Annotated in this window: 24 protein-coding genes; 14 read left to right on the plus strand and 10 right to left on the minus strand. The window is 71.5% G+C overall.

The window, feature by feature from the left end:
* Positions 1-288 precede the first annotated feature (288 nt).
* The 3 genes from ACWDAG_RS18170 (at position 289) to ACWDAG_RS18180 (ending at position 4,841) form a co-directional block, all read left to right on the plus strand.
* A complete protein-coding gene (locus tag ACWDAG_RS18170) occupies positions 289-2,814 on the plus strand; it encodes a helicase-associated domain-containing protein (protein ID WP_450696580.1) in 2,526 nt (841 codons plus the stop codon).
* Positions 2,815-2,904: 90 nt separating this feature from the next.
* Positions 2,905-4,548 carry a DNA repair helicase XPB gene (locus tag ACWDAG_RS18175; RefSeq protein WP_450696581.1) on the plus strand — a complete coding sequence of 548 codons (1,644 nt, stop codon included), beginning with the start codon at positions 2,905-2,907 and terminating at the stop codon, positions 4,546-4,548.
* An 8-nt stretch (positions 4,549-4,556) separates the two neighbouring features.
* Positions 4,557-4,841 (plus strand): hypothetical protein, encoded by a 285-nt coding sequence (locus tag ACWDAG_RS18180; protein ID WP_450696582.1) that lies wholly within the window; start codon positions 4,557-4,559, stop codon positions 4,839-4,841.
* A 43-nt stretch (positions 4,842-4,884) separates the two neighbouring features.
* On the opposite strand, the gene ACWDAG_RS18185 is transcribed toward ACWDAG_RS18180, so the two are convergent.
* Positions 4,885-5,070: a hypothetical protein gene (locus ACWDAG_RS18185; RefSeq protein ID WP_390666640.1), complete on the minus strand. Its 186-nt coding sequence runs from the start codon at positions 5,068-5,070 to the stop codon at positions 4,885-4,887.
* Between the two features lie 275 nt (positions 5,071-5,345).
* On the opposite strand from ACWDAG_RS18185, the gene ACWDAG_RS18190 reads away from it, so the two are divergent.
* Positions 5,346-7,409: a HelD family protein gene (locus ACWDAG_RS18190; RefSeq protein WP_450696583.1), complete on the plus strand. Its 2,064-nt coding sequence runs from the start codon at positions 5,346-5,348 to the stop codon at positions 7,407-7,409.
* Between the two features lie 317 nt (positions 7,410-7,726).
* Positions 7,727-8,353, plus strand: coding sequence for an LppU/SCO3897 family protein (locus tag ACWDAG_RS18195; RefSeq protein ID WP_450696584.1), 627 nt, complete (start codon positions 7,727-7,729; stop codon positions 8,351-8,353).
* Here ACWDAG_RS18195 and ACWDAG_RS18200 read toward each other — a convergent pair.
* Positions 8,350-9,042: a copper homeostasis protein CutC gene (locus ACWDAG_RS18200; RefSeq protein ID WP_450696585.1), complete on the minus strand. Its 693-nt coding sequence runs from the start codon at positions 9,040-9,042 to the stop codon at positions 8,350-8,352. The genes ACWDAG_RS18195 and ACWDAG_RS18200 overlap by 4 nt on opposite strands.
* A gap of 200 nt (positions 9,043-9,242) precedes the next feature.
* Positions 9,243-9,914, minus strand: a complete 672-nt coding sequence (locus tag ACWDAG_RS18205; RefSeq protein WP_450696586.1) for a maleylpyruvate isomerase family mycothiol-dependent enzyme — start codon at positions 9,912-9,914, stop codon at positions 9,243-9,245.
* A 73-nt stretch (positions 9,915-9,987) separates the two neighbouring features.
* Here ACWDAG_RS18205 and ACWDAG_RS18210 point away from each other — a divergent pair, with 73 nt between their 5' ends.
* Complete coding sequence (locus tag ACWDAG_RS18210; protein WP_450696587.1) at positions 9,988-10,665, plus strand: HD domain-containing protein; 678 nt, start codon at positions 9,988-9,990, stop codon at positions 10,663-10,665.
* 10 nt (positions 10,666-10,675) lie between these two features.
* Positions 10,676-11,743, plus strand: a complete 1,068-nt coding sequence (locus ACWDAG_RS18215) for a GNAT family N-acetyltransferase (RefSeq protein ID WP_450696588.1) — start codon at positions 10,676-10,678, stop codon at positions 11,741-11,743.
* Here the strand turns inward: ACWDAG_RS18215 and ACWDAG_RS18220 are convergent.
* Both ACWDAG_RS18220 and ACWDAG_RS18225 read right to left on the minus strand, forming a co-directional pair.
* A complete protein-coding gene (locus ACWDAG_RS18220) occupies positions 11,725-12,003 on the minus strand; it encodes a DUF4031 domain-containing protein (RefSeq protein WP_450696589.1) in 279 nt (92 codons plus the stop codon). The genes ACWDAG_RS18215 and ACWDAG_RS18220 overlap by 19 nt on opposite strands.
* Positions 12,000-12,383, minus strand: a complete 384-nt coding sequence (locus ACWDAG_RS18225) for a hypothetical protein (RefSeq protein WP_450696590.1) — start codon at positions 12,381-12,383, stop codon at positions 12,000-12,002. The genes ACWDAG_RS18220 and ACWDAG_RS18225 overlap by 4 nt, the downstream gene beginning before the upstream one ends.
* Positions 12,384-12,438: 55 nt before the next feature.
* Here ACWDAG_RS18225 and ACWDAG_RS18230 point away from each other — a divergent pair, with 55 nt between their 5' ends.
* A complete protein-coding gene (locus ACWDAG_RS18230) occupies positions 12,439-13,362 on the plus strand; it encodes a MurR/RpiR family transcriptional regulator (RefSeq protein WP_450696591.1) in 924 nt (307 codons plus the stop codon).
* A gap of 75 nt (positions 13,363-13,437) precedes the next feature.
* Positions 13,438-14,373, plus strand: coding sequence for an N-acetylmuramic acid 6-phosphate etherase (gene murQ, locus ACWDAG_RS18235; RefSeq protein WP_450696592.1), 936 nt, complete (start codon positions 13,438-13,440; stop codon positions 14,371-14,373).
* A gap of 16 nt (positions 14,374-14,389) precedes the next feature.
* On the opposite strand, the gene ACWDAG_RS18240 is transcribed toward murQ, so the two are convergent.
* From ACWDAG_RS18240 to ACWDAG_RS18255, 4 genes are all read right to left on the minus strand, one after another.
* Positions 14,390-15,037, minus strand: coding sequence for a class I SAM-dependent methyltransferase (locus tag ACWDAG_RS18240; RefSeq protein ID WP_450696593.1), 648 nt, complete (start codon positions 15,035-15,037; stop codon positions 14,390-14,392).
* Between the two features lie 13 nt (positions 15,038-15,050).
* A complete protein-coding gene (locus tag ACWDAG_RS18245) occupies positions 15,051-15,479 on the minus strand; it encodes a PIN domain-containing protein (protein WP_450696594.1) in 429 nt (142 codons plus the stop codon).
* Entirely contained in the window at positions 15,470-15,676 is a 207-nt protein-coding gene (locus ACWDAG_RS18250; RefSeq protein WP_450696595.1) for a type II toxin-antitoxin system VapB family antitoxin, read from the minus strand. Before ACWDAG_RS18250 ends, ACWDAG_RS18245 begins: the two co-directional genes overlap by 10 nt.
* An 89-nt stretch (positions 15,677-15,765) precedes the next feature.
* Positions 15,766-16,155, minus strand: a complete 390-nt coding sequence (locus ACWDAG_RS18255) for a hypothetical protein (protein WP_450696596.1) — start codon at positions 16,153-16,155, stop codon at positions 15,766-15,768.
* Between the two features lie 115 nt (positions 16,156-16,270).
* Between ACWDAG_RS18255 and ACWDAG_RS18260 the strand changes: the two genes are divergently transcribed.
* Both ACWDAG_RS18260 and ACWDAG_RS18265 read left to right on the plus strand, forming a co-directional pair.
* Positions 16,271-17,110, plus strand: a complete 840-nt coding sequence (locus ACWDAG_RS18260) for a helix-turn-helix domain-containing protein (RefSeq protein ID WP_450696597.1) — start codon at positions 16,271-16,273, stop codon at positions 17,108-17,110.
* Positions 17,094-17,351 carry a DUF397 domain-containing protein gene (locus tag ACWDAG_RS18265; RefSeq protein ID WP_450696598.1) on the plus strand — a complete coding sequence of 86 codons (258 nt, stop codon included), beginning with the start codon at positions 17,094-17,096 and terminating at the stop codon, positions 17,349-17,351. Before ACWDAG_RS18260 ends, ACWDAG_RS18265 begins: the two co-directional genes overlap by 17 nt.
* Here the strand turns inward: ACWDAG_RS18265 and ACWDAG_RS18270 are convergent.
* Positions 17,348-17,851, minus strand: a complete 504-nt coding sequence (locus ACWDAG_RS18270) for a DUF1269 domain-containing protein (RefSeq protein WP_450696599.1) — start codon at positions 17,849-17,851, stop codon at positions 17,348-17,350. The genes ACWDAG_RS18265 and ACWDAG_RS18270 overlap by 4 nt on opposite strands.
* A gap of 223 nt (positions 17,852-18,074) precedes the next feature.
* Between ACWDAG_RS18270 and ACWDAG_RS18275 the strand changes: the two genes are divergently transcribed.
* Genes ACWDAG_RS18275 through ACWDAG_RS18285 form a run of 3 tightly spaced genes read left to right on the plus strand, consistent with a single transcriptional unit; the run spans position 18,075 to position 18,740 of the window.
* Positions 18,075-18,221 carry a hypothetical protein gene (locus ACWDAG_RS18275; protein WP_450696600.1) on the plus strand — a complete coding sequence of 49 codons (147 nt, stop codon included), beginning with the start codon at positions 18,075-18,077 and terminating at the stop codon, positions 18,219-18,221.
* Complete coding sequence (locus ACWDAG_RS18280; protein WP_450696601.1) at positions 18,206-18,421, plus strand: Scr1 family TA system antitoxin-like transcriptional regulator; 216 nt, start codon at positions 18,206-18,208, stop codon at positions 18,419-18,421. Before ACWDAG_RS18275 ends, ACWDAG_RS18280 begins: the two co-directional genes overlap by 16 nt.
* A complete protein-coding gene (locus ACWDAG_RS18285) occupies positions 18,405-18,740 on the plus strand; it encodes a DUF397 domain-containing protein (RefSeq protein ID WP_450696602.1) in 336 nt (111 codons plus the stop codon). Before ACWDAG_RS18280 ends, ACWDAG_RS18285 begins: the two co-directional genes overlap by 17 nt.
* The last annotated feature ends 287 nt before the right edge of the window (positions 18,741-19,027 follow it).

Raw genomic sequence — 19,027 nt, forward strand, 5'->3', positions numbered from 1 at the left:
GGACGAGACCAGTTCAGCCACATCCAGCCCGTCCGGCGTGCAGGGACGAGACCAGTTCAGCCACATCCAGCCCGTCCGGCGTGCAGGGACGAGACCAGTTCAGCCACATCCAGCCCGTCCGGCGTGCAGGGACGAGACCAATTCAGCCACATCCAGCCCGTCCGGCGTTTGAGGACGAGGCCGTTCAGGCCGACGGGGGTCTGGGGGCGGAGCCCCCAGGGACGCGGACCCCACTCCCCCGCACCCGCTCCGCCCAACCGCCGGAGGCAACCCGCTACCGTGGGTCGGATGAGCACCCCGGCCGCTCCGCGTTCACTCGCAGAGGCACTGCGCAACAGGGACGACGCCTCCCTGGCGGCACTGCTGCGCGCCCGCCCCGACCTCATCACGCCCGTCCCCACCGACCTCACCCAGCTGGCGACCCGCGCCGGCACGCGCGCGTCGGTGGTGCGGGCGCTGGAGCGGCTGGACCGTTTCGCGCTGCAGACGGCCGAGGCGCTGGCGGTGGCCCCGGATCCGGCCGGCTACGACGAACTGCTCGGGCTGATGAGCGGTGACGAGGGTGATCCGGCGGTCGCCCTGGCGCTCCCCCGTGCCCTGGGCACCCTGCGTGAGCAGGCCCTGGTGTGGGGCGGCGACGACCGGCTGCGGCTGGTGCGGACGGCCCGCGAGCTGCTCGCGCCGTCGTCGCAGCACCCGTCGCCGACCGGCCTCGGGCCCACGGTGCAGGAGGCGACGGCGGGCATGTCGCCGGGCCGGATCCAGGAGATCGTCACCGCGGTCGGGCTGCCCTCGACGCACGACTCCGTCTCCGCCGTGGCCTCGCTGACCGCCCTGTACGGCGACCGGGCACGGATGACCGCGCTGCTGGCCGAGGCGCCCCCGGAGTCGCGGGAGGTGCTGGACCGCCTGGTGTGGGGGCCGCCGTACGGGCAGGTCACGGCCGATCCGGCGCCCCGGCTGCGCTGGCTCCTGGACCGCGGGCTGCTGCTGCCGACGGCGCCCGGGACGGTCGTACTCCCCCGTGAAGTGGCCCTCCATCTGCGCGGCGGCCGGGCGCATCGCGCCGCCGAGCCGCTGCCGCCCGCCCCGGAGGTGACGGCCACACACCGTCCACAGGTTGTGGACGCGACGGCGGCCGGGCAGGCGTACACGGCACTGGCGACCGTGGAGGAGCTGCTGAAGGACTGGGACGAGGGCGGGCCCACGGTGCTGCGGGCGGGCGGTCTGAGCGTGCGCGACCTCAAGCGCACCGCCGTCGCGCTCGACGTGTCCGAGCCCGTCGCCGCCTTCTGGGTCGAGCTCGCGTATGCGGCCGGACTGCTGGCGTCCGACGGCGAGGCCGACGAGCGGTATGCGGCGACCCCGGCCTACGACGAGTGGCTGGAGCTGCCGGCCGCCGAGCGCTGGGCGCAGCTGGCGCAGGCGTGGCTGACCGCGACGCGGACGGCGGGGGTCGTCGGTGGCCGGGACGCCAAGGAACGCACGTTGTCGGCGCTGGGTCCGGGCCTCGACCGCTCCGCGGCCCCGGAGGTACGGCACCGGGTGCTGAGCCTGCTGGCCGGGCTGCCGGAGGGTGCCTCCCCGTCCGCCGAGTCCGTCCTCGCCCGGCTGCGCTGGGAACGGCCCCTGCGCGGCCCCCAGCAGAGCGAGGACCTGCGCGGACGGCTCGCCACCTGGGCGTTGTCGGAGGCGGAGATGCTGGGCGTGACGGGCCGGGGCGCGCTGTCGACGCACGGCAGGGCGCTCCTCGGGGCGCCCGCGCCTTCACCCGCTCCGAAGGCCGCCGAGCCCGCGCAGGAGGGCCCCGGCGACAAGCTCCCCGTCCACCACATGCCGGTCGCCCTGGAGCCCCTCTCCGCCACCGAACAAGCCGCCGCCTCCGCCGCGGCCGCCCGTCTCCTCGCCCCGCTCCTCCCCGAGCCCCTGGACCACGTGCTGCTCCAGGCAGACCTCACCGCCGTGGCCCCCGGCCCGTTGAAGCGCCCGCTGGCCGACATGCTGGACGTGCTGGCGGACGTGGAGTCGAAGGGCGGGGCCACGGTCTACCGCTTCACACCGGGTTCGGTACGGCGCGCCCTGGACGCGGGCCGCACGGCCACCGACCTGCACGCCTTCCTGACCGCCCACTCCCGCACCCCCGTACCGCAGCCGCTGACGTATCTGATCGACGACGTGGCCCGCAAACACGGGCATCTGCGGGTGGGCGCGGCGTCGGCGTACGTCCGCTGCGACGACGACACGATGCTCAACGAGATCATGGCCGACAAGCGCGCCGCGGCTCTGCGGCTGCGCCGCCTGGCCCCCACCGTCCTCGCCACCCAGGCCGACCCGGCGACCCTCCTCGACGGTCTGCGCGCGATGGGCTTCGCACCGGCCGCCGAGTCGGCGGAGGGCGACGTCCTGATCACTCGCGCCGACGCCCACCGCACCCCGCCCCGCACCGCCCCCGAGCCGGTCCCGGACGGCCCCCCGACCCCCGACGCCACCCTTCTGGCAGCGGCGATCCGCGCGATCCGGGCCGGCGACCTGGCCTCCACGACCCCGCGCAAGCAGACTCCGTCGGCCACACCGAGCGGCGATCTCCCCCGCACCACCGCCGCCGAGACCCTCGCCACCATGCAGGCCGCCGTCCTCACCGGCGAGGCCGTGTGGATCGGCTATGTCAACGCCGAGGGCGCCGCCAGCCAGCGCGTCATCGCCCCGATCCGCGTCGAGGGCGGCTTCGTGACGGCGTACGACCACACGGCGGACGAGGTACGGACGTATCCGCTGCACCGGGTCACGGGGGTCGCCGAGCTCGCGGAGGACTGACCACGACCGAACCCGACCGGCATGCGGCACACTGGACGTTTGGCCGAGACGTTTGGCCAAGACGTCCGGCCCACGGAAAGGGTGCCCCGCGTGAATGGTCCACTCATCGTCCAGTCCGACAAGACCCTGCTCCTGGAGGTCGACCACGAGCAGGCCGACGAGTGCCGTCGGGCCATCGCCGTGTTCGCGGAGCTGGAGCGGGCACCCGAGCACATCCACACGTACCGGATGACGCCGCTGGGGCTGTGGAACGCGCGGGCGGCCGGGCACGACGCCGAGCAGGTCGTGGACGCGCTCGTGCAGTACAGCCGGTACCCCGTGCCGCATGCGCTGCTCGTCGACGTCGCCGACACCATGGACCGGTACGGGCGGCTGACCCTCAGCAAGCACCCCGCGCACGGCCTGGTCCTCACCACCACCGACCGGCCGGTGCTGGAGGAGATCCTGCGCTCGAAGCGGATCGCGCCGCTGGTCGGGGCGCGGATCGACCCGGACACCGTCGCCGTGCACCCGTCCGAGCGCGGGCAGATCAAGCAGACGCTGCTGAAGCTGGGCTGGCCCGCCGAGGACCTCGCGGGATACGTGGACGGCGAGGCGCATCCGATCGAGCTGAACGAGGACGGGTGGGCCCTGCGGCCCTACCAGAAGCAGGCCGTGGAGAACTTCTGGCACGGCGGGAGCGGCGTCGTCGTGCTGCCGTGCGGGGCCGGGAAGACGCTGGTCGGCGCCGGGTCCATGGCGCAGGCGAAGTCGACGACCCTGATCCTCGTCACCAACACCGTCTCGGCGCGGCAGTGGAAGCACGAGCTGGTGAAGCGCACGAGTCTCACCGAGGACGAGATCGGTGAGTACAGCGGTACGCGCAAGGAGATCCGGCCGGTCACCATCGCCACGTACCAGGTGCTGACCACCAGGCGGAAGGGCATCTACCCGCACCTCGAACTCTTCGACTCCCGCGACTGGGGGCTGATCGTCTACGACGAGGTGCATCTGCTGCCCGCGCCGGTCTTCAAGTTCACGGCGGATCTGCAGGCGCGGCGGCGACTGGGTCTGACCGCGACCCTGGTGCGGGAGGACGGACGCGAGTCCGACGTCTTCTCACTCATCGGCCCCAAGCGGTTCGACGCCCCGTGGAAGGAGATCGAGGCGCAGGGCTACATCGCGCCCGCCGACTGCGTGGAGGTCCGGGTCAACCTCACCGACTCCGAGCGGCTCGCCTACGCCACCGCCGAGCAGGAGGAGAAGTACCGCTACTGCGCGACGACGGAGACGAAGCGGAAGGTCACCGAGGCGATCGTGCGCCGTTTCGCGGGCCAGCAGATCCTCGTCATCGGGCAGTACATCGACCAACTCGACGAGCTGGGCGAGCACTTGAACGCGCCCGTCATCAAGGGCGAGACCTCCAACGCCCAGCGCGAGAAGCTCTTCGACGCCTTCCGCGAGGGCGAGATCAGCGTCCTCGTCGTCTCCAAGGTCGCGAACTTCTCCATCGACCTGCCGGAGGCGACGGTCGCCATCCAGGTGTCGGGCACCTTCGGCTCACGCCAGGAGGAGGCCCAGCGGCTGGGGCGGGTGCTGCGTCCCAAGGCCGACGGCCACCAGGCGCACTTCTACTCGGTCGTCGCCCGCGACACCATCGACCAGGACTTCGCCGCGCATCGCCAGCGGTTCCTGGCGGAACAGGGCTACGCGTACCGGATCGTGGACGCGGACGAGATGCTGGCGGAGGGCTGAGCGGCTTCATGCCTCACGAAGACGTCCACGAGGTGCTGTACACCGAGCCGGCCGCCCGCGAACGCGACAGTTTGGACCCTGCGCGCAGAGCGGCGTTCGACAAGGCCGTCGAGATACTGGCTCGCGATCCGTACACCGAGGTGTCCCGGCCGGTCGGCGTCGGTGACCAGGACCGCGAGATCCGCCTCACCTCGCAGATCGTGGCGGAGTACATGGTGTCCCGCGGCCGGCTGCTTCTGATCATGCTGCGGATCTTCGACGACGCCGACATCCTGCTGCCTGAAGAGGGCTGAGCACGGCAAGTCCCCCGCATGGTCGGGTCAGTGGGGCGGGCCGTCACTTACGGCGTACGCCCGCTTCCTCGCCGTACTCGCCGAGGATGACCACGTCGAAGGCGGCGCCCACGAACACCTTCACGGCGCGCAGGGCGTCGCCGAGGCGGTGGCGGTGGCTGCCGAGGACGGGGGTGGCGCCGGGCGGACCCGGCCTGCCGGGGCCTGGGGTGATGGTTGCTGCGCTCATGTATCCATGGTGGATCGGCAGGCATAAAGAGGGCATCGGCCTGCGGGCCGAACCTCCTTCGTCGCCATGTACGACTCCGGTCGCGGCCCTCCCTCCCTGGTACTACGGGGAAATCCCCTAAGGGACCCGGGAGAGGGAAAAACCGTTGGCCCCTGCCTCCCCCGTTCACCTAGAATCTCCGCTCTTGCCCGCCTCCCTCCACGGAGAGCCGCCGCCCGGACGGAAACCGGTCGGCACTCGCAGCCCCAGCCCGCAGCACCTTCGGAGGCACCGCCTTGTCCACGCCCGTCGACGACCCCGCCCCTCTCGACGACCCCCTCTCCCGCGAGCGCGCCCACCTCGCCGAATCCCGTGCCGCCCTGCGCGCCATGCGCGAGGACGTCGAGTCGCTCGACATCCGCGACGTCACCGCGAACTGGGTCAACGCCGAGGTCCTGGCCCGCCAGATCGACGAGCGCATCAAGGCGCTGGCCGACCTCAGCGACACCCCGCTGTTCTTCGGCCGCCTCGACTACCTGCACTCCCCGGGCGCCGACCAGGCCGAGGGCGCGGAAGGCGAGCGCTTCTACATCGGGCGCCGGCACGTGCACGACCACGACGGCGACCCCATGGTCATCGACTGGCGGGCGCCGGTCTCGCAGCCGTTCTACCGGGCGTCGAAGAAGGACCCCATGGACATCGCGCTGCGCCGCCGCTTCGGGTACACCCGCGGCGACATCACCGCGTACGAGGACGAGCACCTCTCCGACCCGGCCGAGGCCGCCCGCACCAGCAAGCTGCTCCAGCAGGAGATCGAGCGCCCGCGCGTGGGCCCGATGCGGGACATCGTGGCGACGATCCAGCCCGAGCAGGACGAGATCGTACGGAGTGGGCTGGGCGGGACGGTGTGCGTGCAGGGAGGGCCCGGGACCGGAAAGACCGCCGTCGGCCTGCACCGCGTCGCCTATCTCCTCTACGCCCACCGCGAGCGGCTCGCCCGCACCGGCACGCTCGTCATCGGCCCGAACCGCTCCTTCCTCCACTACATCGAGCAAGTGCTCCCCGCCCTCGGCGAGTTGACGGTCCAGCAGGCCACCGTGGACGACCTCGTGGCGGGCGGCATCGAGGTCAGGGGCACCGACGACGCGGCGGCCGCGATCATCAAGGGCGACGCGAGGATGGCGGAGGTGCTGCGCCGGGCCGTCCAGTCCCACGTCACCATGCCGACCGAGCCGCTGGTCGTCGTGCGCGGCTCCCGCCGCTGGCGGGTACCGGCGTACGAACTGGAGGACATCGTCCGGGAGTTGCTCGACCGCGGCATCCGCTACGGCGCCGCCCGCGAGGCCCTCCCGCAGCGCATCGCGCACGCCGTACTGGTGCAGATGGAGCGGTCGGGCGAGGCTCCGGACGACCGGGTGCAGGACGCGGTGGCCCGCAACGCGGCGGTGAAGGCGGCCGTCAAGCACATGTGGCCGCCGGTCGACCCGGCGAAGCTGGTCCTGCGTCTGCTCGCGGACGCGGACTTCCTCGCCGAGCACGCGGCCGGAATCCTCACCGAGGACGAGCAGAAGACGATCCTCTGGGCGAAGCCGGCCCGGAGCGTGAAGTCCGCCAAGTGGTCGCCCGCGGACGCGGTGCTGATCGACGAGACCATGGACCTCGTGCAGCGCACGCACTCCCTCGGGCACGTCGTCCTGGACGAGGCGCAGGACCTCTCCCCCATGCAGTACCGCGCGGTCGGCCGCCGCTGCACCACCGGCAGCGCGACCGTCCTCGGCGACCTGGCGCAGGGCACCACACCCTGGGCGACGCGGAGTTGGGACGAGGCGCTCGCCCATCTCGGCAAGACGGACGGCGTGATCGAGGAACTGACGGCCGGTTTCCGCGTCCCGACGGACGTCATCACCTACGCCTCCCGCCTGCTGCCGCACATCGCCCCCGGCCTCACGCCTGTCGCCTCGGTCCGCGAGAACCCGGGCTTCTTCGCCCTGCGCGAGATCACCGACACCACCCAAGTGGTCGACGCCTGTGAGGAGTTGCTCCGGAACGAGGGCTCGACCGGTCTGATCGCGGCGGACGCCCGCATCCCGGAGCTGACCCAGTGGCTGGCGGCGGCCGGGATCCCGTACCTCGCCCCCGGCGAGGAGACCACCGCCGAGACCCGCCTCACCCTGGTCCCGGCATCCCTCGCGAAGGGCCTGGAGTACGACTACGTGGTCCTGGACGAACCGCAGGCGGTGGTCGACGGCGAGCCCGACGAACGGACCGGCCTGCGCCGCCTGTACGTGGCGCTGACCCGCGCGGTGTCGGGGCTGATCGTGACGCATGCGGCGCCGTTGCCGCCGCAGCTTGCCGGGTAGGGTGCTGCCCGCTGTGTCATGTCCCCCCGGAAAGGCCCCCGTTGAGCACGCCGCCGCCCTCGCACCCTGCCCACCAGCCGATTCCGGGGCCGTACCAGCACCCTTCCGGGCCGTACCAGCACCCTTCCGGGCCGTACCAGCACCCTTCCGGGCCGTACCAGCACCCTTCCGGGCCGTACCAGCAGGCGCCGGGCCCAGGTCCGTACGCGCAGCCCTCGGGGGCGTACCCGCCCGCTCCCTCCTGGCCGCAGCAGCACGGCGGCGGAGCCTGGGGACCGGTGGGCGGGCCGGGGGCGGCCTGCAGGGTGTGCGGGGCGATGCCCGCCGCGCCGGTGACCGTCCGCGGTCACCAGGGCATGGTGGTGATGATGCGGTTCCTGCGGCGCGAGGGGATGTTCTGCCGTACCTGCGCGCTGGCGAGCTTCCGGGACATGCAGGCCGACACCATGGTGATGGGCTGGTGGGGACCGCTGTCCGTATTCATCACGCCCCTCACGCTGCTTGCCAACCTCAGCGCCCTGTCCGGCATCCGGCGCATCCCGGAGCCGGCCACGGCGGGCTTCCGGCCGCCGCTGGATCCGGGCAAGCCGGTGTTCCGGCGGCCGGCGGGCATCCTCGCCCTGATCCCGCTGAGCCTGGTCGGCCTCGTGGTGGCCGCGATTCCGGTGCTTCTGATCATCGGCCTGGTGGTCGGGCCCAGTCACGGCAGCGACAACAGCAACAGCAACGCCGACCACCCGACCCTGACGGTCGGCTCGTGCGCCCGCAACGCCACGGACTGGCCCGCACAGGACCTCAGGCCCGAGCCCTGTGACTCCCCGAGCGCGGAGCTTCGTGTCCTCGCCCCGACGAACGACGAGTGTGCGGCCGGGGACTACCTGGCCTACCTGGAGTACAGCAAGGACGGCGATACGTCTCTGTGCCTGCACCCCCTGAAGCGCTAGACCCCGTCCAGTACCGCCCGCCACTCGGCGACCGCGGCCGCCGACACGGGCCCGTCCCAGCCCCCCGGCCGGGCGGCCCCACCGATGTGAAAGGCGTCGATCCCCGCAGCCCTCAGCTGTGGCACATGCTCCAGCCGTAGCCCCCCGCCGACCATGATCCGCGGCTCGTACCCGGGCTCCCCGCACCGCGCCGCCTCGGCGAGCAGTGTGGGGAGGCCGTCGTCCACCCCGGCCGCCGAACCCGCCGTGAGGTAGGTGTCGTGTCCCGGCAGGCCGTCCAGCTGCTTGCGCAGTGCGTCCCGGTCCGCGGCCCGGTCGATCGCGCGGTGGAAGGTCCAGCGGCAGCCGTCCAGTTCCGCCACGAGCCGCTCCACGGCATCCAGGTCGACCTGTCCGTCGGCGTCGAGGAACCCGAGCACGAACTCCTCGGCCCCGGCGGCCCGCATCTCCCGGGCGACGCGGACCAGCGTCTCCACGTCCCCCGCGGCGAACCCGTCCGCCAGCCGCAGCATCACGCGCAGGTCGATGTCGACGGCGGCCCGGATCCCGGCGAAGGTCTCGACCGACGGGGTCAGCCCGTCGGCCGCCATGTCGGTGACCAGCTCCAGCCGGTCCGCGCCTCCGGCCTGGGCGGCGACCGCGTCCTCGACACCGAGGGCGATCACCTCCAGGACTGCACGCATGCTCATAGGACCCCTTCCGTCGGTGTTCCCGTGGAGCGGCTACAGGTCTAGTCCAATCTCAGGGTACGACGGCGGGGTGGACGACCGCGAGATCGCCCCCTGGGCCCTGCGCCGCGGTGGGCCGTGGGTACGCGCGCGCCGGTGCCGCTGGGCGAGACGTACGCCGACGCGACCGCCTTCGGTGCCCGGAAGGGACCCGCGGTCCGTCAACCGAACATGTTCAGCTCCGCCGCCTCCGCTCCCACCAGCTCGTACGACGTGCCCTTGGGCACCGCACGGCCCGCGTAGAGCCGTACGAGGGTTGCGGCGTCGCCGATGAAGCGCGCCGGGTTCCGCTCCCCGCTCACCTCCCCCAGCAGCAGCGGCTCATCCACATCGTCGAGGTCCGCGTGCAGCGGCAGACGGCCCCTCTCACGGGTGATCCGGGCGAGGAGGGCGAGGGCGTCCGGGAGGCCGGCGTCCGCGTACGCACCCGGCTCACCCCAGACGTCGCGTACGTCGCCCGCGTGCACCCACTCCCCCAGCGCGACCCTGTCCAGCACCCCGCCCGCCTTGGCGATCACCGGTCCCGCCTCGGTCATCACACGCTCCAGCTCGTCCACGACCTGCTGGTTCGTCCAGTCGGTGCGCTCGGCGATGTCCCGGTCGTTGGAGGCGGGCGAGAAGACGCCCTCCTCGAAACGGCTCTCCACCACCCGCAGCAGCGCGGAGGAACAGTGCGCGAGAACGTCCCGCACCGTCCACCCCGGACACGCGGTGGTCGGCAGCGCGAAGTCCGCGTCCGGGCGGGCGCGGAGGATCGGGATGAGGGCGTCGCGCTCGACGGTCAGGAGGCGTCCGGGCAGTTCGGGGTCGCGTACGTCGTCAGTTGTCGTCATGGGGGTCACGCTAGGGGCGCCGAGTGATCGACGGGAGAGGCCGGACGCGCCGGAGAGGCGGGACAATGAGCGCATGGCCGATCACGCCCGCCCCGATGTCGATGCCCTGCGCACCCGCTGGACCCGCGCCCTGGAAGGAGCCCGGTCCCCCGCCGCCGGCCCCGACCCGGCCCCGTACGCGGACAACCTCCTCGCGCGCTGGCAGGAACCGCAGCGCCGCTACCACACGCTTGCGCACCTCACGGCGGTCCTCGACCACGTCGACGTACTGGAGAAGTACGCGGCCGACCCGGACGTCGTGCGTCTCGCCGCCTGGTTCCACGACGCGGTCTACTTCCCCGACCGCTCGGAGAACGAGGAGCGCTCGGCCCGCCTCGCCGAACGCGCGCTCCCGGAGGCAGGCGTCCCGGACGCGAAGACCGCCGAGGTGGCCCGCCTGGTCCGCCTCACCGTCAGCCACGACCCGGCCGACGACGACCGCGACGGCCAGGTCCTGTGCGACGCGGACCTCGCGATCCTGGCCTCGCCCCCGTCCGCGTACGCCGCCTACACGGCCGCCGTACGCGAGGAGTACCACTTCGTCCCGAGCGACGCGTTCCGCACGGGCCGCGCCGCGATCCTGCGCCAACTCCTCGACCTGCCAAGGCTGTTCAGGACGCCGTACGGCCAGACGGAGTGGGAGGCCACGGCCCGGTACAACCTCACCTCCGAGCTGGAAATGCTGTCGCTTCCGACGGGACCGGCCGCATAGTCTGCGCCCCATGCAGGCATGGGGCGGGGACCAGGTGGAAGAGGCCGTGGCGGGCTGCGTGGCAGCGCTGCGGCCGGCGGTGGACCGGGACTGGACGGAGGTGCCGGCGGCCGGGCTGGAGTGGAACTGCCACGTGACGGCGATCCACATGGCGGAGGCCCTCATCGCGTACGCCGCCAACCTGGCCGGACGCGCGAAGGACGCCTACGTCCCCTTCGAGCTCACCCTCGACGAGGGCACCGACAACTCGGGCCTGCTGCATGTGATCGAGACGACCGGCGCCCTGCTCGCCGCTGCCGTCCGCACCGCACCGCGCGAGGCCCGCGGCTTCCACCCGTACCCGTTCGGCAGCGCGAACCGCGAGGGCTCCGCCGCGATGGGCATCACCGAGGTGCTGGGCCACACGTACGACATCGCGGGCGGCCTCGGCCTGGAGTACGAACCCCCGGCCGCACTGGCCGAGTCCGTCCTCACCCGCATCTTCCCTCACGTCCAGCCGAGCCCCGACCACTGGCGCACCTTCCTCTGGGCCACCGGCCGCGGTGAACTCCCCGGCCGCGCCCGCCTCACCGAGTGGCGCTGGAACAACAACCTGGTCATCCCCGCCGACCGCCTCACCCTGCAGGGCATCACCCCCGCGGCCGCACGCGACCTGGTGGCGGGCGGCGACGGCGGCTTCCACTGGCTCGACGGCGGCCCCTTCGAGGGCACCCGGGAGGCCTCGGGCTTCATGCTGAAGGCGTACGAAGAGGGCGTGCACCGCCCGGAGTTCGGGGTCTTCGCCCTCGTACGCCGCGAGGACGGCCGCGCGGTCGGCGGCATCGGCTTCCACGGCGTCCCCGACGAGGAGGGCCGCACGGAGATCGGCTACGACCTCACCGAACCGGCCCGCGGCAACGGCTACGCGACCGAGGCCCTGCGCGCACTGTCGGACTGGGCCCTGGCAAGGGACGACGTCCGCACCCTCTTCGCCACGATCGAACGGGACAACACCCCGTCCCAGTCGGTGGTCACCCGCGCCGGCTTCAGGAAGGCGAGCGAGGACGAGGAGGGACTCGCCTACGAACTGGGGCGCTGAGGCCGCCCCTTCGGCCGCCGCAACCCCGCCCGGGTCAGCAGCTGCACCACTTCCCGGCTGCTGACCTCCACGGCCCCCGCCGCCACCGCATCCGCGTACCGATGCGACGGAATGTCGTAGTGGTCCCGCTCGAAAGCGCGCGGCGGTGCGCCCAGCTGCTCGGCGAACGCGTGGAGTTCGTCGTACGAGACATCGCTGATGAGGTGTGACCACATCCGCCCGTGGCCGGGCCAGGTGGGTGGGTCGATGTACACGGTCACGAGGAGGACGACCCGCCTGCGGCCGAGGCCAGCGTGCCGACCGCGGCGACCTTCACCCCCGCCTTGTGGCAGACCCAGTGCGGGTCGGGGCCGAGCTCCGGCTCGACGTCGAGGGCGTGCGGGTCGCCGCCGCCGCAGACCGGGCACAGGGGCCAGCGGCCGTATGCCTCCAGCAGGGCGTCCTGGACGTCCTGCGCGACCAGCCCGGCGACGTACTCGACGCCCTCCGGCCACTGCTCCACCCACCATCGTCGCTGGACGACGGACTCCTCGACCATGGACACCACGTCCGCAGCGGCGACCTCGCCCGCGGCCAGATCGGCGAGTACGAGGGCGCGTGCAGCGTGCAGCGCCTGCTCCAGGGGGCTGATGGGGTGCATGCCCCCATTGTGCGCACTCTTGACCGGGACGCCGAGCCGAAAATATCTTTCATGGGTGACCCAGGACGTGAAGGAAATTTTCGCCGGTTCGGCGGGCCGGGCGAGTGCGCCTCCCGCTCCCGCCGCCCTCGCAGCGAAGGTGCGCACGCTCGCACCCTCCATGACCCGCTCCATGCAGCGCGTCGCCGAGGCCGTCGCGGGCGACCCGGCAGGCTGCGCGGCCCTCACGGTCACCGGTCTCGCCGAGCTCACCGGTACCAGCGAGGCGACGGTCGTACGGACGGCACGGCTGCTCGGATATCCGGGATACCGGGATCTGCGGCTCGCCCTCGCCGGGCTGGCGGCGCAGCAGCAGTCCGGGCGGGCGCCCGCCATCACCACCGACATCGCGGTCGACGATCCGATCGCCGATGTCGTCGCGAAACTCGCCTACGACGAGCAGCAGACGCTTGCCGACACGGCGGCGGGGCTGGACACGGTCCAGCTGGGGGCGGCGGTCGCCGCGGCGGCGGCCGCGCGCCGCATCGATGTGTACGGGGTCGGGGCGTCCGGCCTCGTCGCCCAGGACCTCACCCAGAAGCTGCTGCGGATAGGGCTGATAGCCCAGGCGCACAGCGACCCCCACCTCGCCGTGACGAACGCGGTGCAGTTGCGGTCGGGGGACGTCGCCATCGCGATCACCCACTCCGGGTCCACCGGGGACGTCATCGAACCGTTGCGGGTCGCCTTCGAGCATGGGGCCACGACGGTGGCGATCACGGGGCGGTCGGACGGGGCGGTCGCCCAGTACGCCGACCATGTGCTGACGACGTCCACCGCACGGGAGAGCGAGTTGCGTCCGGCGGCCATGTCGTCCCGGACCAGCCAACTCCTCGTGGTGGACTGCCTGTTCGTGGGGGTCGCGCAGAAGACCTACGAGACGGCGGCGCCTGCTCTGGCCGCCTCCTACGAGGCACTGGCACACCGGCACCGCAGGTAGTCACAGGTAGACGCAGGTAGCCGCAAGCAGCCGCAGACAAGAGACCGGACCGCACATCTGAAAGAGCCGCGCCCCATGACATCGACATCCAACCCCCGTGATCTCCGCGCCGAGTTGGAATCGCTGACCACCGAGGCCTTCCGCCCCGAGCTCGCCGACATCGACCAGCTGCCCACTCTCGACATCGCCCGGCTCATGAACGGCGAGGACGCCACCGTCCCGACGGCCGTGGCCCGGCAGCTTCCGTCCATCGCCACCGCCATCGACGCCGTGGCGGAGCGCATGGCGCGGGGCGGGCGGCTCATCTACGCCGGTGCGGGCACCGCCGGCCGGCTCGGCGTGCTGGACGCCTCCGAATGCCCGCCGACCTTCAACACCGACCCCGAGCAGGTCGTGGGCCTGATCGCGGGCGGGCCCGACGCCATGGTCACCTCCGTCGAGGGCGCCGAGGACTCCGCGGAGCTCGCCCGCAGCGACCTCGACGCCCTGCGCCTCCTCGCCGCCGACACCGTGGTCGGCATCTCCGCCTCCGGCCGCACCCCGTACGCGATCGCCGCCGTGCGGCACGCGCGCGGGCTGGGGGCGTTGACCATCGGCCTCGCCTGCAACGCGGACAGCGCGCTGGCGGCGGCCGCCGAGCACGGCATCGAGATCGTCGTCGGACCCGAGCTGCTCACCGGCTCCACCCGCCTCAAGGCGGGCACGGCGCAGAAGCTCGTCCTCAACATGCTCTCGACGATCACGATGATCCGGCTCGGCAAGACCTACGGGAACCTGATGGTCGATGTACGCGCCTCGAACGAGAAGCTGCGCGCCCGCTCGCGCCGGATCGTCGCCCTCGCCACGGGCGCCTCCGACGACGAGATCGAGAGCGCCCTCGCGGCCACCGACGGCGAGGTGAAGAACGCCATCCTCACCATCCTGGCCGGCGTGGACGGCCCGACGGCGGCACGTCTGCTGGATGACTCGGACGGGCATCTGCGGGGTGCACTGGCGGCTGCGGCCCACTGAAGAAGTACTGGCGCTCTCATGCCCGCCAGACGAGCGTGTACCGCCAGAACAGCCGCCGCCGGAGCCGGGCGCCGGGAAGGATGCGGCGCGCCTCCCGCACGATCTCGGCGTACGTGACGTCCGCGGGCCGCGTCACGGCGGTCATGGAGGCGGGCCGGGGCGCCGTACGGCCGTGGTTCTTCACCCACCCGGTGGCGGCGTTGAGCGGAATCGAGGCGTAGCCCAACAGCTGATCGACGAATGTCTCGTCCCGGGCCAGCCCGACGACCACCAGCGTGCCGCCGGGGGCGAGTTGCTGCCGGAAGCGCGTGAGCGTCTGGGCGAGCGGCAGGTGATGCAGCACGGCCACGCAGGTGATGACGTCGTACGCCCCTGGAGGCAGCCCGTCCGGCGCGTCGGCGACGGAGTAGGTGACGTGCGGGTACTGGTCGCCGCTCAGCTCCCTCGCCCTGTCCACGATCTCGACATCCGAGTCGACCCCGCACACCTCCTTCGCCCGCCCCGCGAGCAGCCGCACCAGATCCCCGGTCCCGCAGCCGACGTCGAGGGCGCGGTCGAGGCGGCGGGGCAACTGCCGTAGCAGCCATGGGTGGTAGTGGGCGTTGTGGTCCCAGGGGTGGGCGGCGTTGAAGCGTTCGAGGGCTTGGAGTATGCGGGGCGTCATGATCTTCATGGGGTCAGGGCGCACCGTCGGCTTCACCGCGCGGAACGACCCACTGTGTGGGCTGTCCGGTCACGGCGGCGATGGTGTCGAAGTCGGCGTCGTAGTGAAGAACGGTGACCTTGTGGCGCTCGGCGGTGGCGGCGATCAACAAGTCGGCGAATGAGGCGCACTGGTGATGCCCTCTCCCGGCCAGCAGCGCCTGGACCTCAACTGCACGAGAGCCGATGCCGTCCGTCAGCGGCAGCCATTCGAACCCCCGGCGAGCCGAACGAATCCGCGCGTAGTCATCCGCGCTGCGAGCACTGAAAAGGATCTCAAGATCGATCACGTCACAGGTTGCAATCAACCCTCGGTCCAGCAGCGGCAACACCCGCGCTTTGACGGAGGGCTGGTTGAAGCGCGCCCAGGCGCTCTTGTCGACCAGGTACTCAGCTACCGCCATGTCCCCGCCATCACCTCTGGATTGCCCAGGTCGTCAAGGGCACCCTCTTCGAGCAGTTCAACGAACTGCCTCCTCTTCGCCGCGGCCACGAACTCCGCTAGCGCACCGTTTACTGTGGCCCGCTTGCTCGTCGTGCCCAGTATTTCGGCGGCTTCGGCGAGAAGTGCATCATCCAGGTCGATCATGGTGCGTGACATCGCCACCTCCAGGCATACGATTCCCAAGGAACAGAATGCATGAATCCGCTTGAAGCGGGAGCCGAGCCGACAGAGGTCCGTACGACACCTCACGAGAGCCGCGCCTCCTTGTTCCGGCTCCGCACCCGAGCCCGCAACACCTCCTCCGGCGGCGCCACCCCCACCGCCTCCGGCGGGCACTCCCACTCCCGCCCGCCGCCGACCGGACGCAACTGCACCCGCCCGCCGACATGCCCCATGACCTCGCCGACCCGCCCGTCCCGCACATCGGTTGCGTATGCACCGACCGCCGGCCGCTCCCCGCGCAGCACGGACGCCAGCTTCTCCGCGGTACGGACATTGCAGCGGCCGAGGTCGACGAGCGCGAACGGCTCCTCGCTCGCCGCGGTCACGGGATCGACGCAGAGGGACGGCAGGGCCACCCCGACGCCCGTGAGGGCCTCCCGCAGGCTTTCGACGACTTCTTCGGTCGACCGCACGTCGCTCCTACCTCCACGCTGAGTTTGCTGTTCGCAACACAGCGTGGCCGCAACGCCTCTAACCTGGCCATACGAAACGTTCCAACAACCCCCTCCGTCCGACAGGGAGTTGCACATGCCGGGACCGAAGGACCTCGATCCGTCGTCATCACCGCGGGCGCTGCTGGGCGCGGAGCTGCGGCACGCGCGCGAGCAGGCCGGGCTGAGTCAGGAGGAGCTCGGGCTACGGCTGTTCGTGAGCGGGTCGTTCATCGGGCAGTTGGAGGCGGGGACTCGGCGGATGCAGCCGGAATATGCGCGGATGCTGGACGAAGTCCTGGGGACGGGGGGCTTCTTCGCACGGAATTGCAAGGCGGCGGCCAAATCGAAGTATGAGGAGCACTTCGCGGAGGCGGCAGAGGCGGAGTCACAGGCCACTGCAATCCGGCAGTACGCGCCCCTACTGATCCCCGGCTTGCTACAGACGCCCGAGTACGCACGGGCCGTAAACCGTGCGTACGACCCGACAACACCGGAGGAGACCGTCGAGGAGTGGACGGAAGGCCGGATGGAGCGGGCCTGTCTGCTCGACCACCCAACAAAGCCGGTGTTGTGGGTGGTACTTGACGAGGCCGCGCTGCGTCGAGTGATGGGGGGACGGGAAGTGATGGCGGAGGCCCTACGCCACGTTTCCGGTCTGGCGCGTCGGAGGCGGGTCATCGTGCAGGTGCTGCCGTTCAGTGCGGGAGCCCACGCGGCAGTGCAGGGTGCCCTGAAGCTGATGGAGTTCGAGGATGCGCCTCCGTTGGTCTACTTCGAGGGCGTGCGCATCGGGCGGTTGGAGGACGACCCGGCCACCGTCACCCAACTGAGGTTCACCTTCGATCTCCTCGTAGCCTCCGCCCTTTCGCAGGAGAAGTCCCTGGCCCTGATCGAGGCGTTGGCGCAGGATTACGCCCATGAGGAACACCCCTGACTACGACCTGAGCACGGCCGTATGGATCAAGTCCAGCTACAGCGCCGGCGGCAACGACTGCCTGGAAGTAGCCCGCTGGCACAAGTCGAGCTACAGCCAAGGCGGTAGTGACTGCCTGGAAATCACCGACGCCCACCCCGGCGTCGTCCCCGTCCGCGACTCCAAGAACCCCCTCGGCCCGAAGCTCGTGTTCCGGGCCGAGGCATGGACCGCGTTCGTCGAGGACGTGCGTGCCCACTAAGCAACCGTTGCCGCCTGGTGAGCGTTCAGGGCGGAGCGGATCTCCTCCTCGTCCGCCTGGCTGAGTGAGGTGTGCAGGACCTCGCCGCCGAACCGGGCTATACGCGGCAGCGCCTTGTCCGCGGTGGCGTCGTAGATCACCGCGATCACCGCGGCGTGCCCGGGTGCCAGGCGCTCGCCGAGGCTCTTGATGAACTGGGTCCGTTCGTCGTCCTCGGCGGTCGCGCCGACCGCTCCGCCCGCGGCCGCGCCGATGGCGGCGCCGAGCAGCGGCTGAAGGAGCAGCAGCCCGATCAGACCTCCCCACAGCGCACCGCCCAGGGCACCGGAGGCGGCAGGGTGGGGCTTGCCGGGGATCTTCACCTCACCGTCGTGGTCACGGATGAGCAGTACCGCGTCAGCCACATGCACGGTGTGTTCGGTGTGCAGGGCGCGCAGTTCCGTGAGCGCCTGCTCGGCGACGGTCTCACTCGGGTACGCGACGGCGATCATGTCGGTCATCGGAATTCCTCCTGGTGCGACGGGACGCCGACCGACGGCCTCGAAAGTGTTCCCGGCCTTCGATCCAGCGCCTTGCGATGGCTCCATCATGGAGTTTGTCGATCGTCTTAGTCAAGTGACAAAGTCGAGTTACCGAGAGGAGTTACCGAGACGGGTACCGCCCGTTGTCAGTGGCGCCTGCGAGGGTGTGGGCACGGAGATCGAAGGGCTGGAGGGGTACGGGATGACGGGCACGGACGGCGGCGGCCGGGCGGGAACGGACTACCGGGGCTGGCGGGACCACGAGGACGTGGGTCGGGAGACCGGCGGCCGAAAGGTGATGGCGGAAGCGACGGCGCCGGGGCGCACGCGGCCATGGAAGGTGCCCTGAAGCTGATGCAGTTCGCGGACGCGCCTTCGCTGGTCCACTTCGAGGGGCCAGGCACCGGACGCCTGAAGGACGACCCGGCCGCGGTTGCCCGACTGAGGTTCAGGTTCGACCTACTCGCAGCCTGCGCGCTCTCGCGGGAGAAGTCCCTGGCCCTTATGGAGGCGTTGGCCCAGGATCACATCCATGAGGAACACCCCTGACTACGACCTGAGCACGGCCACCTGGCGCAAGTCGAGCTACAGCCAAGGCGGTAGTGACTGCCTGGAAATCACCGACGCCCACCCCGGCGTCGTCCCCGTGCGCGATTCCGAGAACCCTGACGGCCCGAAGCTCGCTTTGGGTACGGAGGCCTGGGCGGCGTTCGTGGAGGGCGTGGCGTCGATGACGTGGCCGGCGCGGCGGTCCCGGGTCCGGGCATCGCCGCCTTGTGAAGCACTTCCATCTCCCAGCCGCCGCCGCGGTCCGACTCGTCTCCGGGGAACACGACGACCACGCTGCCGTCCTGCGCCTTCCATGTGACCCTCGTCCCCCAGTGCGCGTGCTCCCCGCTTTGGTTCCCCCACTCCTTGTGGGAAATGGTCAGCTCGGTCCAGCGGTAAGCCCGCAGGACACCTCGGGTGGCCACCACGACACCGAGCTCGAAGCAGTACAGCCGGGGGGTGGGGCCGCCCACTCGCCGCTCGATGACGTCCGAGAAAGTGGCGTAGCCCGTGAGCAGGGTGCACGCCACGCCGAGGGGGGCGAACCAGCCGTGCCCCATGCCGCCCTCCCCCCTGACGATGTGTACGAGATCGAGGGCGGTGACC

Source organism: Streptomyces sp. NPDC001157 (assembly GCF_053598255.1).